Raw genomic sequence first — 12,232 nt, forward strand, 5'->3', positions numbered from 1 at the left:
GGACTCCGTCGTGTCACGACTGGCCGCTCGATCGGGTTGGGCGGAGCATGAACGTGAGAAGACGCGGCAAGCGGGAAGACGGTGACCCCAGGAGGGTGCCATGCCGGACCCGGAGGCGACGCGCGCCGGAATCGGCGACGCGCTGGTCGTCCTGAAGAACGTGGACAAGCACTTCGGTGCGCTCCACGTGCTCCAGAGCATCGATCTGACCATCGACCGCGGCGAGGTCGTCGTGGTCATCGGCCCGTCCGGCTCCGGCAAGTCCACGCTGTGCCGTGCCATCAACCGGCTGGAGACCATCGACTCCGGCGCGATCTTCGTCGACGGCAAGCCGCTGCCAGCCGAGGGCAAGGAGCTGGCCGCCCTCCGCGCCGACGTCGGCATGGTCTTCCAGTCGTTCAACCTCTTCGCGCACAAGACCGTGCTCGAGAACGTCACGCTCGGGCAGATCAAGGTGCGCAAGAAGGACAAGAAGTCCGCCGAGACCCGCGCCCGCACCCTGCTCGACCGGGTGGGCGTCGCCTCGCAGGCGGACAAGTACCCGGCCCAGCTCTCCGGCGGCCAGCAGCAGCGCGTGGCGATCGCCCGGGCGCTGGCCATGGACCCCAAGGTGATGCTCTTCGACGAGCCGACCTCCGCCCTCGACCCGGAGATGATCAACGAGGTCCTGGAGGTCATGCAGCAGCTCGCCCGGGACGGCATGACCATGGTCGTCGTCACCCACGAGATGGGTTTCGCCCGCTCCGCGGCCAACCGGGTCGTCTTCATGGCCGACGGGCGGGTCGTCGAGGAGACCTCCCCGGACGAATTCTTCAGCAATCCGCGCAGCGAACGCGCCAAGGACTTCCTCTCGAAGATCCTGCACCACTGACTCCGCACCACTGACGCCCACGACAACGGCGCCCAACACCCAGGGGTGAACACCATGAATCGATCCAAGGTCAGCAAGGCCACTCTGGCCGCGGCCGCCGCGGTCGCCCTGGCCCTGTCCGCCGGCGCCTGCGGCGACGACGGCGGGAACGGGGGAAGCGGCAGCGGCGACGGCGACAAGATCACCGTCGGCATCAAGTTCGACCAGCCCGGCCTCGGCCTGAAGACGCCGGACGGCACCTACACCGGCTTCGACGTCGACGTGGCCACGTACGTCGCCAAGGAGCTCGGATACGAGCCCGGCGACATCGTCTGGAAGGAGGCGAAGAGCGCCGACCGCGAGACGCTGCTGCAGCGCGGCGACGTGGACTTCATCGCCGCCACGTACTCGATCAACGACGAGCGCGCCGAGAAGGTCGACTTCGCCGGACCGTATCTGCTCGCCCACCAGGACGTGCTGATCCGGGCCGACGACAACACCATCAAGTCGCCCGCCGACCTCAACGCCAAGAAGCTCTGCTCGGTCACCGGCTCCACGTCCGCGCAGAACGTCAAGACCAAGCTGGCGCCGCAGGCGCAGCTGCAGGAGTACGGCGGCTACTCCGAGTGCCTGACGGGTCTGGAGAACAACGCCGTCGACGCGCTGACCACCGACGACTCGATCCTGGCCGGTTATGCCGCGCAGGACGAGTTCAAGGGCAAGTTCAAGCTCGGCGGCTTCAAGATGAGCAACGAGAACTACGGCATCGGAGTCCAGAAGGGCAGCGAACTGAAGGCCCAGATCAACACCGCGCTGGAGAAGATGGTCGAGGACGGGTCCTGGGACACGTACGTGAAGAAGAACTTCGGCCCGGCCAACTACCAGAACGAGCCCGCACCGAAGATCGGCGTGATCGTCCAGTAGGCGGGCCGCCGTGTTCGACTTCCTCGAGGGCTACGACCTGCTGGGAGCCTTCTGGGTGACGGTGCAGCTCACCGTCTACTCGGCGATCGGCTCCCTGATCTGGGGGACGCTGCTGGCCGCCATGCGCGTCAGCCCCGTCCCCCTGATGCGGGGCTTCGGTACCGCCTACGTGAACATCGTCCGCAACATCCCCCTCACCGTCATCATCGTCTTCACCTCTCTGGGGCTGTTCCAGACCCTCAACGTCAGCCTCGGCGCGGACGACTTCACCACCATCAACTTCCGTCTCGCCGTCCTCGGCCTGATCGCCTACACCTCGGCGTTCGTCTGCGAGGCCCTGCGCTCCGGCATCAACACCGTCCCCCTCGGCCAGGTCGAGGCCGCCCGCGCCATCGGCCTGAACTTCACCCAGACCCTGCGGCTGATCGTGCTGCCGCAGGCGTTCCGCTCCGTCGTCGGCCCGCTGGCCAACGTGCTCATCGCCCTCACCAAGAACACCACCGTGGCCGCGGCCATCGGCGTCGCCGAGGCGGCCCTGCTGATGCGGGAGATGATCGAGAACGAGGCTCAGCTGATCCTGATCTCCGTGATCTTCGCGGTCGGGTTCATCTGCCTCACCCTGCCGACCGGACTGTTCCTCGGCTGGGTGGCCAAGAAGGTGGCGGTGAAGCGATGAAACGAGACGCCACCGTCCTGTACGACGTCCCGGGGCCCCGCGCCCGGCGGCGCAACCTGCTCTGGACCGCTCTGTTCCTGATCGCGCTGGCCGCGCTGATCTGGTGGGTGCTCGCCAGCCTCGCCGACAAGGGACAGCTCGAATGGGCCAAGTGGGAGCCGTTCTTCACCGACTCCCGGGTCTGGTCCACCTATCTGCTGCCCGCGCTGAAGAACACCCTGATCGGCGCGGCACTGTCCATGGTCATCGCCCTGCCGCTGGGCGCGGTGCTCGGCATCGCCCGGCTCTCCGACCACGCGTGGGTGCGCGGCGTCGCCGGGACGATCGTGGAGTTCTTCCGCGCCATCCCCGTGCTGATCCTGATGCTCTTCGCCAATGCCGCGTACTCCGAGTTCACCGACGTCAGCCCGGAGAACCGGCCGCTGTACGCGGTCGTCACCGGCCTCGTGCTGTACAACGCCTCCGTGCTCGCCGAGGTCGTGCGCGCCGGCATCCTCGCCCTGCCGCTGGGACAGACCGACGCGGCCAAGGCGATCGGCATGCGCAAGGGCCAGATCATGCTGCACGTGCTGCTGCCGCAGGCGGTCACCGCGATGCTGCCCGCGCTGGTCAGCCAGCTCGTCGTCATCGTCAAGGACACCGCGCTCGGCGGCGCGATGCTCGGCTTCTCCGAACTGCTGGCCTCCGTCCGCCCGATGAGCGCCAACTACGGTGCCAACACCATCGCCAGCTTCACCATCGTCGCCGTGATCTTCATCGTGCTGAACTTCGCCCTGACCACCTTCGCCGCCTGGCTGGAAGGCAGACTGCGGCGCGGCAAGAAGACCACCGGGGCGGTCGTCGGGGCCGAGGCCGTGGAGGAACTGGCGACCCCCGGGGAGCATGTGCCGCCGAAGGACGAGACCAAGTGACCGCGCGGCCGCGGAACCGGTGCGACCGGTACCGCGACGGCCGGCTCAGAGGCCCATGATCTCCGGGTGTTCGGCCAGCTTGGCGAAACGCTCGACCGGATCGGGGACGAGCTTCCGCCGCTCCAGGTCCATGAGCCCGGCGACGGTCGAGATCTCGCAGGCCAGGACGCCGTCGGCGCGCCGGATCTCCTGCTCGACGCGGAAGGTCTTCCCCTCGCCCCAGACCCAGGCACAGGTCACGTCGACCTCGTCGCCGCCGCGCAGTTCATGGCGGAAACGCATGGTGTTCTCCAGTGCCGCCGGGCCGACGCCACTGGCGATCAGCCGGTCCTGCGAGATGCCCGCCGCACGCAGGCTCTCCCACCGGGCGTGTTCGAAATACTGCAGGTACACGGCCTGATTGAGGTGCCCCTGCGTGTCGAGCTCGTAGCCCCGGACCACGATCCGCAACTGAAACGGTTCGGTCATTCTCGGTCGACCTCCTCATGGAATCCCTGCGTTCCTACCCGTCGGCCGATCGTCCCGCAACGGGATTTGGCGCAAGGTGATCCTTGGACGAGGCGCGCCGGTCCTGTTGAGTGGAGTTCATGATCGGAACGACATCCTGGAAACGAACGGGGCGGCGCGCGGTCGTCGTCCTCCTGGCCTTACTGCTCACCGGTACGTCGGTGTCCGCGGTCGCGACGGAGCGCCGGCCCGGCGAGACCCCGTCCCTCACCGCCGAACTGCGCACGATCGAGTCCGAGCGCGACGTCCGCATCGGCGCCTTCGCCTACGACACCGGCACCGGCCGCACCCTCGCGCACCGGGCCGACGAGTCCTTCGCGATGCTGTCGGTCTTCAAGGCGTTCGCGGCCGCCGCGATCCTGCAGAAGGCCCGCCGCACCGACCCCGGGCTCCTGGACCGCAGGCTCCACTGGACGACCACCGACGAGGTGGCCGACTCGCCCGTCACCGCAGGGCGGGGCGAGACCGGCATGACCGTGGCCGAGCTGTGCCACGCGGCCGTGACCCGCAGCGACAACACCGCGGGCAACCTGCTCCTGAAGCAGCTCGGCGGACCGGCCGGCCTCACCCGCTTCTTCCGCTCGCTCGGCGATCCCGTCTCCCGCCTCGACCGCTGGGAGCCGCACCTCAACCAGTGGCAGCCGGGGGAGCGCCGCGACACCACGACCCCCGCCGCCGTCGGCCCCGCCTTCACCCGCCTCGTCGCCGGCCGCGCCCTCGCACCGGCCGACCGCGATCAGCTGAACGCCTGGCTGCGCGCCAACGAGACCGGCGACGCGCGGATCAGGGCCGGGCTGCCCCCGGACTGGACCGTCGGCGACAAGACCGGGACCGCCGTCGCCGCGTACGGCGGCGCGCACGACGTCGCCGTGGCCGTGCCCCCGGGCGGGGCACCGGTGATCCTCGTCGTCCTGACCCGCCGGACCACCGCCGGCGCCCAGCCGGACAGCGTCGCGGTCGCGCGGACGGCTACCGCGCTCGTCCGCGGACTGGGCCTGACGCCGTGAGGTGAGGTCTAGACCGCACCCGCCCACCCGGCACTAGGATGCGACGCGCAATCGGTCAGCAATCGGCGCGGGTCAAGGGGGCCGGGTGGCGCGGGACGAGGTGCCCACGAGCGGGCGGGAGCTGAAGTTCCGGACCCTCATGGCCGAACTGCGGCGCGGCATCCTCGACGGCACCTGGCCGCCCGGCAGCAAGCTCCCCACCGAACGCGCCCTGGCCGCCGAGACCGGCCTGTCCGTGACCACGGTGCGCCGCGCCTACGAGGACCTCGTCGCCCTCGGCCTGGTCGAACGGCGCCAGGGCGCGGGCACCTTCGCCGCCCAGCGGCCCGACGAGGACGCCGGGCGACGGCTGGTCGTCGGGGTGCTCGTGCCCGACACCGCGTTCTACTACCCGCGGGTCCTCCAGGGCATCGAGAAGGAACTCGCCACCGCCGGCGCCCGCCTCGTGCTCGCCTGCTCCGGCTACGACCCCGCGGAGGAGGACGCCGCCGTGGCCCGCCTGCTCTCCTCCGGCGTGCACGGACTGCTCCTCGTCCCCACCCTGCACACCGCCGCCGACCCCGGCCGCCGCGCCGAGGAACTGCTCGCGCTGCCCGTCCCCGCGGTCCTCGTGGAGCGCCGCCTCGCCGCGTACGGGCCCGGCGACCCGACCGAGCACGTGTGCACCGACCACGAGGGCGGCGCGTACGACGCCGTCCGCCATCTGCGCGGCCTCGGCCACGACCGGCTCGCCCTCGTCGTCCGCTCCGACGCGCCCACCACCGCGCCTCTGGAGTCCGGCTTCGCGCGGGCCGTCGCCGACCTCGGGCTGCGCCGGCCGGTGCGCGTGCGCGCGCGGATGGCCGACTGGGACGCGGCCCGCGCCGACGCGGCCGTGGCCGCCGTACGCGCGGACGGCGCGACCGCCGCGCTCTGCTTCGGCGACCGCGAGGCGGCCCTGGTCCTCGCGGCGGCCCGCCGGGCCGGGCTCGACGTGCCCCGCGACCTCGCCCTGATCAGTTACGACAACGAGTTCGCCGACGTCGCGGAGACCCCGCTGACCGCCGTCTCCCCGCCCAAGTACCAGGTCGGGCGGCTCGCGGCGCAGATCCTGCTGCGCCGCCTCGCCGACGGCGACGCCAGCCCGTCGCACCAGGTGCTGCTGCGGCCGCGGCTCGTGGTCCGCGCCTCGTGCGGCGCGCAGAAAAGTCCAAGTCCTGCTCACTGATTGCTCATGGTGCGCTCTTGCGGAACGGGATAGAAATCGGGTCCGTACCGCAGCCCGGACGAGAGGACCCGGACATGACCGCGCACGTCACCGCCGAGATCGCCGGCCAGCCCGACTGCTGGCGCCGCGCCGCCGACATGGCCGCCGCCCGAGCGTCCCGACTGCCCCGCCCCGGCGAGCGGGTGGCCGTCGTGGGCTGCGGCACCTCGTACTTCATGGCCCGCGCCTACGCGGCCCTCCGCGAGTCCCTGGGCGCGGGGGAGACCGACGCCTTCCCCGCCTCCGACCCCACCCCGATCGGCCGCGGCTACGACCGCCTCGTGGCCCTCACCCGCTCCGGGACGACGACCGAGGTCGCCAAACTCCTCGCCCGCGCCGAGGGCCGCGTGCCCACCCTCGCGCTCACCGGCGTGCCCGACAGCCCGGCCGGCCGCCGCGCCGACGAGGTGATCGACCTCGGCTTCGCCGACGAACGCTCCGTCGTGCAGACCCGGTTCGCCACCACCGCGCTGCAGCTCCTGCGCGCCGGCCTCGGCGTGGACCTCACCGCGTCGATCGCGGACGCCGAGCTCGCCCTGTACGAGCCGCTGCCCCACGCCTGGGAGAGGCGAGGCCAGTTCACCTTCCTCGGCACCGGGTGGACCGTCGGGCTCGCCGACGAGGCCGCGCTCAAGCTCCGCGAGGCGGCCCGGGCGTGGACCGAGTCGTACGCGGCGATGGAGTACCGGCACGGCCCGATCAGCATCAGCGACCGGTCCAGCCTCGTCTGGTGCCTCGGCGCCGCGCCGTCCGGGCTCGCCGACGAAGTCGAGTCCACCGGCGCGCTGTTCGTCGCCGACGCCCTCGACCCGGTCGCCGCGCTCGTCCGCGCCCAGCGGCTCGCCGTGGCCCTCGCCGGCCGGCGCGGACTCAACCCCGACCGGCCGCGCAACCTGGCCCGTTCGGTGATCCTCAGCGGCGCGGCCCGGGGGTAGCGCGCGGGTAGGGTGCGGCCATGAGCGAGAAGACCGAACAGACCCTGCCCGCGCTCGCACCGATGCCCGGGGACTGGCGTCGGGCGCTCGCCGTCGTGGCCCACCCGGACGACCTGGAGTACGGCTGCGCCGCGGCGATCGCCCACTGGACGGACGGCGGCCGGGAGGTCGCGTACCTGCTCGCCACCCGCGGCGAGGCCGGGATCGACACGCTCGACCCGGTCGCCTGCGCGCCGGTGCGCGAGGCCGAGCAGCGGGCGAGCGCGGCGGTGGTGGGCGTCGAGAGCGTCGAGTTCCTGGACCACCGGGACGGGGTGATCGAGTACGGGCTCGGGCTGCGCCGGGACATCGCCGCCGCGATCCGCCGGCACCGGCCCGAGCTGGTCATCGGCTTCAACCACCGCGACACCTGGTCGCCGGAGCCCGGCGGCCCCTGGAACACCCCCGACCACGTGGCCGTCGGCCGCGCCACGCTGGACGCGGTGGGCGACGCGGGCAACCGGTGGATCTTCCCGGAGCTGACCGAGCAGGGCCTGGAGCCGTGGAACGGTGTCCGCTGGGTCGCCGTCGCCGGCTCCACCAGCCCCACCCACGCGGTCTCCGCCGAACCCGGGATGGAGCGCGGCATCGAGTCCCTGCTCTGCCACCGCGCCTACATCGAGGCGCTGACGGACCGGGAACCGGAGGAGTACGTGCGGGAGTTCCTCACCGGCTTCGCCGCCCGCACCGGCGAGCGCTTCGGCGGTGTCCCGGCGGTGTCGTTCGAGCTCTACCCGCGCTAACCTGACGCCCCATCAGGAAGGGGGTGGGGTGCGGTGATCGACACGCTCGACCGGGAGATCCCGGCGGGGGAGGAGCGGCTGCGGCTCGCGGTCGAGGGCGGCGTCGGCGTCCTCACCCTCTGCCGGCCGGAGAAGCTCAACGGCTGGAGCTGGGAGGCCAGTCGGCAGCTCGGCCTGTACGCCGACCGGCTCCGCTTCGACGAGGACGTACGGGTCGTCCTGCTGCGCGCCGAGGGGCGGGCGTTCTGCGCCGGGATCGACGTCACCGCGCCCGGCGGGGCGATCACCGGACGATCGGCGGCCGAGCGGACCCACCGGTACGACGAGGGCATCCGCTGGGTGCACGAACGCTTCGCCGCCTTCGCCCGGCTCCCGCAGCCGGTGGTGGCCGCCGTACAGGGCTTCTGCCTCGGCTTCGGCTTCGAACTGGCGCTGATGGCGGACGTCCGGATCGCCGCGGACGACGCCGTGTTCGCGCTGCCCGAAGCGCAGTTGGGCGTCGCCGTCGACGCCGGCGGCGATCTGCGCATCGCCCGCGACGCGGGGGCCGGCTGGGCCAAGTACCTGGCCCTCACCGGCCGCCGCATCGACGCCGCGACCGCCGAACGCCGCGGCCTGGTCCAGCTCGTCGTCCCGCGCGACGACCTGGACACGGCCGCGCGCGACACCGCCGCCGCCGTCGCCGCGAACGGGCCGCTCGCCGTCCGCGCGATCAAGCGGAACATCGACGCCTTCGCCGACCAGGGCATGGCGGCCGCCCTCGACCGCGCGGCCCTCGCCGCCGCCCTCACCCTCACCTCCGACGACGCCCGCGAGGGCTACACGGCCAAGGCGGCACGCCGCCCACCCGGCTTCGACGGCCGGTGAGCCGCTAGCCCTGGCGGGGGTTCGGCTTCAGGACGGCGAACGGTGCGCCGAACGGGTCGGCGAACCAGGCGAGCCGGCCGACGTCCGGGACGTCGGTGGGCGGCATCAGCACCGATCCGCCCCGGCCCTGCACCAGTTCGGCCGTCCGGTCGGCGTCGGCGACGTGGAAGTACGGGATCCAGTTCGGCGCCATGCCCTCGCTCTGGATCTCCGCCGTCCCGCCGAAAGAGGTGTCCTCCTGGTCGCCCTCGGCGGTCGAGATCACCCGGTAGGTCATCCCGGGCGCCTCCATCGCCGCCCATCGCCAGCCGAACAGGGAGTTGTAGAAGTCGAGCGCGGCCTCCGGGTCGGGGGTGTGCAGCTCCACCCAGACCAGGGTGTTCTCCTCGGAGGTCCGGTCCAGGCCCTTCGTGGTGCCCGGCTGCCAGAGCGCGAACTGCGCGCCCGCCGGGTCCGTCAGCGCCGCCGTCCGCCCGGCGTCCATCACGTCCATCGGCGCGACCCGCACCTGCGCGCCGCCCTTCTCCGCGGTCTGCACGGTGCCGTCCGCGTCGGGGGTCGTGAAGTACACCGTCCAGGCCGAGGCCGCGCCCTCCTCGGTCAGCGGACCGAGCGCGGCGACGACCTTCCCGTCCTGCTGGAAGAACCCGTAGCCGCCCGCCTCCGGGCCGGCCGACTCGTACTGCCAGCCGAACACGGCCGTGTAGAAGGCGGCGGCCGCGTCCGTGTCGGGGCTGCCGAGGTCGATCCAGCTGGGGGAGCCGGTCCTGTAGTCCGTGCCGAGCATCTGCTGCGCCTGCCTTCCGCGGGGCATGTGGGTGCCGTCGTGCGGGGGTGTCCCGCCCGGCGATCCTTTCCGTCCGGGCGGGCCCGCGCAGCCCGAGCGCCGCGCAATCACACGCACGGCCGAGTGCGCGTCAGCCTCCGGGCCGCCCCGGCCGGCCGCGCAACTGCTCGCGGACCGGGACCACCGGGTCGTTCACGAGGGTGCGACGCTGCCAGTTCGCCCCGTCCACCACCAGTGTGTGTCCGCTGACGAAGCGGGCGTACGGCGAGGCGAGGAACGTCGCGGCCCAGCCCAGTTCGCGCGGCTCCCCGACGCGCAGCGCGGGCTGCCGCCGCCCCGGGTCAGGCGCGCCGTCGAGGCCCGCAAGGATGGCCGACGGCAGGTCGTCGTGCGGCATCAGGCCGGGGACGAGCCCGTTGACCTGGATGCCGTACGGGCCCCACTCCACGGCCAGCGTCTCCACCAGGCTCTTCACGCCCGCCTTGGCCGACGCCGAGTGCACGAAACCCGGCCCGCCGGTCCACGCGTACGACGCGCCGACGGCGATCACCGAGGCCGGCGTCCCGGCGGCCAGATGCCGCCGGGCGAACTCCCGCATGGCGAACCACGCGCCGGTCAGGGTGATGTCGACCACCGCGCGCCAGCCGTTCGGCGACAACTCCTCGGCGGCCACCGGGAAGTTGGCTGCGGCACTGCTGACCAGGACGTCCGGCAGCCCGACCGGCCCCGCCTCGCAGCCGTCGAGGGCCGCCGCGAGCCGCTCCGGATCGCGGACGTCGCAGACGGCCGTCATGACGCGCGTCCCGCCCACCGCCGCCAGCTCCTCACGGGCCCGCGCCAGCCGGTCCGCGGTGCGGCCGACGAGAACCAGGTCCGCGCCGAGCCGCGCGAACTCCGCCGCGATCGCCTTCCCCAGCCCCGACCCGCCGCCGGTCACCAGCACGGCCCGCCCCGTGTACGTCCCCTCCGGCAGGGCCCGCGCCCCCGGCGGCGGAGGCGCGGGAAGACCGGTCGGTTCGTGCGGATCGGTCGTCATGCCGCATCGATAGCGCGGCGCGCCGGAGAACGGAAGGCCCGTACGTCAGACGGCCGTTGCGGCCTTGCGGTCCAGGTCCTCCGTCAGCAGGTCCATGTTGAGGAGCGCGCCCGCGCGGTAGCCGCCGCTCGCCGCGTTGATCACCTGCTCGGCCGCGCCGATCGCGTTGCCCGCCGCCCAGACGCCCGGCACGCTGGTCCGGCCGGTCGGGTCGACGGTGACGAAGCGGCCCATCGGGGTCTCCTCCGTGGCAGCGCCGAGCGTGGTCAGCAGGCCGTCCCGCGGGGTGACGAGGGTGCCGACGAACAGCACGGAGCGCCCGATCACCCGGCCGTCGGCCATCCGCACCCCGGCCAGCCGGTCGTCCTCGACCACCAGCCCGGCCACCTCGCCCTCGACCGTCCGCACGCCCGCCGCCGCGAGCCGCCTCCGGTCCTCCTCGGTCACCGCGTCGTAGGTGTGCGGGAAGAAGACGACGTCGTCGGACCACTGGGTGACGAGCAGCGCCTGGTGCGCGCCCATCACCGGGTGCGCGATCACGCCGAACGCCTCGTCGCGGACCTCCCAGCCGTGGCAGTACGGGCAGTGCAGCACGTCCCGGCCCCAGCGGTCCGCCACCCCGTCGACCGGCGGCAGCGTGTCCACCAGGCCGGTCGTCACCACGAGACGCCGGGCCCGGACCGTCCGCCCGTCGGCGAGAGCGACGGTGAAGCCGAGCGTCCCGTCGCCCCACGGGACCGCGGTCACGACCTCGCCGGCCGTCCACTCCACGCCGTACGCGGCGATCTCCCGCCGCCCGGCCTCCAGGAACTCCGCGGGGCTCATCCCGTCGCGGGACAGGTAGCCCTGCATGTGCGCGGCGGGGGCGTTGCGCGGCGCGCCGGCGTCGACCACCAGGGTCGAACGGCGGGCCCGCCCGAGGACCAGGGCCGCACTCAGGCCGGCGGCCCCGCCGCCGACGACCACGACGTCGTACTGCTCGCGTGCGAGGGAAACGTTGTGTGTGCTCATGGTCCCGAGCCTGCGCCCCCCCGCGCGCTTGACAAAGTTTGTTGCCGTTTCTGCAATGAATCCATGACCGGTCATTCCCATGGGAGCCACGAGAGCCCCCGCGCCGACGATCCCCGCATCGACGACGTGCTCACCGAGGTCGGCCCCCGGCTGCGCCGCATCCGGCGCGACCGCGGCGTCACCCTCGCCGAACTGTCCGCCGCCACCGGCATCTCGGTGAGCACCCTGTCCCGCCTGGAGTCCGGGCAGCGCAGGCCCAGCCTGGAGCTGCTGCTGCCGCTGGCCCGCGCGCACCAGGTCGCCCTGGACGAGCTGGTCGGCGCCCCGCCGGTCGGCGACCCCCGGGTGCGGTCGAAGCCCATCGTGCGGCACGGCCGCACGATGTACCCGCTGACCCGCCAGCCCGGCGGGCTGCAGGCGTACAAGGTGATCCAGGAGAAGCCGTACGAGAACCCGGACCCGCGGGTCCACGAGGGGTACGAATGGCTGTATGTGCTCTCCGGGAGGCTGCGCCTGGTCCTCGGTGAACACGACGTCGTGCTCACGGCCGGCGAGGCCGCCGAGTTCGACACGCGGGTGCCGCACTGGTTCGGGCCGACACCGGACGGGCCGGTGGAGTTCCTGTCCCTGTTCGGCCCGCAGGGCGAGCGGATGCACGTACGGGCGCGTCCGAAGAAGTCCTGAGGCGCCTGT

General features: G+C 72.8%; 14 protein-coding genes. 10 read left to right on the forward strand and 4 right to left on the reverse strand.

The annotated features are described in order from the left end of the window. The first annotated feature begins 100 nt into the window (after nt 1-100). The 4 genes from ABZO31_RS30470 to ABZO31_RS30485 are packed head-to-tail and all read left to right on the forward strand — an operon-like array spanning nt 101 to nt 3,361. A complete protein-coding gene (locus ABZO31_RS30470) occupies nt 101-871 on the forward strand; it encodes an amino acid ABC transporter ATP-binding protein (protein ID WP_406864547.1) in 771 nt (256 codons plus the stop codon). A gap of 54 nt (nt 872-925) precedes the next feature. Then, complete coding sequence (locus ABZO31_RS30475) at nt 926-1,774, forward strand: glutamate ABC transporter substrate-binding protein (RefSeq protein ID WP_406864548.1); 849 nt, start codon at nt 926-928, stop codon at nt 1,772-1,774. 10 nt (nt 1,775-1,784) lie between these two features. Then, complete coding sequence (locus tag ABZO31_RS30480) at nt 1,785-2,450, forward strand: amino acid ABC transporter permease (RefSeq protein ID WP_406864549.1); 666 nt, start codon at nt 1,785-1,787, stop codon at nt 2,448-2,450. After that, nucleotides 2,447-3,361, forward strand: a complete 915-nt coding sequence (locus ABZO31_RS30485; protein ID WP_406864550.1) for an amino acid ABC transporter permease — start codon at nt 2,447-2,449, stop codon at nt 3,359-3,361. The genes ABZO31_RS30480 and ABZO31_RS30485 overlap by 4 nt, the downstream gene beginning before the upstream one ends. 45 nt (nt 3,362-3,406) lie before the next feature. Here the strand turns inward: ABZO31_RS30485 and ABZO31_RS30490 are convergent, their stop codons facing one another. Further along, nucleotides 3,407-3,829: an acyl-CoA thioesterase gene (locus ABZO31_RS30490; RefSeq protein ID WP_406864551.1), complete on the reverse strand. Its 423-nt coding sequence runs from the start codon at nt 3,827-3,829 to the stop codon at nt 3,407-3,409. Nucleotides 3,830-3,948: 119 nt separating this feature from the next. Between ABZO31_RS30490 and bla the strand changes: the two genes are divergently transcribed. The 5 genes from bla (at nt 3,949) to ABZO31_RS30515 (ending at nt 8,705) form a co-directional block, all read left to right on the forward strand. Beyond that, nucleotides 3,949-4,875: a class A beta-lactamase gene (bla, locus tag ABZO31_RS30495; protein ID WP_406864552.1), complete on the forward strand. Its 927-nt coding sequence runs from the start codon at nt 3,949-3,951 to the stop codon at nt 4,873-4,875. Between the two features lie 85 nt (nt 4,876-4,960). After that, nucleotides 4,961-6,082 carry a substrate-binding domain-containing protein gene (locus ABZO31_RS30500; protein WP_406864553.1) on the forward strand — a complete coding sequence of 374 codons (1,122 nt, stop codon included), beginning with the start codon at nt 4,961-4,963 and terminating at the stop codon, nt 6,080-6,082. A gap of 74 nt (nt 6,083-6,156) precedes the next feature. Further along, on the forward strand, nt 6,157-7,056 hold the full coding sequence (locus tag ABZO31_RS30505; protein ID WP_406864554.1) for an SIS domain-containing protein: 900 nt from the start codon (nt 6,157-6,159) through the stop codon (nt 7,054-7,056). A 20-nt stretch (nt 7,057-7,076) separates the two neighbouring features. Continuing rightward, nucleotides 7,077-7,838 carry a PIG-L deacetylase family protein gene (locus ABZO31_RS30510; RefSeq protein WP_406864555.1) on the forward strand — a complete coding sequence of 254 codons (762 nt, stop codon included), beginning with the start codon at nt 7,077-7,079 and terminating at the stop codon, nt 7,836-7,838. Between the two features lie 33 nt (nt 7,839-7,871). Next, nucleotides 7,872-8,705 carry an enoyl-CoA hydratase/isomerase family protein gene (locus ABZO31_RS30515; RefSeq protein ID WP_406864556.1) on the forward strand — a complete coding sequence of 278 codons (834 nt, stop codon included), beginning with the start codon at nt 7,872-7,874 and terminating at the stop codon, nt 8,703-8,705. 4 nt (nt 8,706-8,709) lie between these two features. Here ABZO31_RS30515 and ABZO31_RS30520 read toward each other — a convergent pair whose 3' ends face one another. The 3 genes from ABZO31_RS30520 to ABZO31_RS30530 all read right to left on the reverse strand — a co-directional run bounded on the left by ABZO31_RS30520 (nt 8,710) and on the right by ABZO31_RS30530 (nt 11,539). Further along, nucleotides 8,710-9,492 (reverse strand): VOC family protein, encoded by a 783-nt coding sequence (locus ABZO31_RS30520; protein ID WP_406865530.1) that lies wholly within the window; start codon nt 9,490-9,492, stop codon nt 8,710-8,712. A 130-nt stretch (nt 9,493-9,622) separates the two neighbouring features. Next, nucleotides 9,623-10,528, reverse strand: coding sequence for an SDR family oxidoreductase (locus tag ABZO31_RS30525; RefSeq protein ID WP_406864557.1), 906 nt, complete (start codon nt 10,526-10,528; stop codon nt 9,623-9,625). Nucleotides 10,529-10,573: 45 nt separating this feature from the next. After that, nucleotides 10,574-11,539, reverse strand: coding sequence for an NAD(P)/FAD-dependent oxidoreductase (locus tag ABZO31_RS30530; RefSeq protein ID WP_406864558.1), 966 nt, complete (start codon nt 11,537-11,539; stop codon nt 10,574-10,576). 63 nt (nt 11,540-11,602) lie between these two features. On the opposite strand from ABZO31_RS30530, the gene ABZO31_RS30535 reads away from it, so the two are divergent. Next, nucleotides 11,603-12,223: a helix-turn-helix domain-containing protein gene (locus ABZO31_RS30535; RefSeq protein WP_406864559.1), complete on the forward strand. Its 621-nt coding sequence runs from the start codon at nt 11,603-11,605 to the stop codon at nt 12,221-12,223. Nucleotides 12,224-12,232: the final 9 nt, after the last annotated feature.

It is taken from the genome of Streptomyces solicamelliae (genome assembly GCF_045348655.1).
In the GTDB taxonomy this organism is placed as follows: domain Bacteria; phylum Actinomycetota; class Actinomycetes; order Streptomycetales; family Streptomycetaceae; genus Streptomyces; species Streptomyces solicamelliae.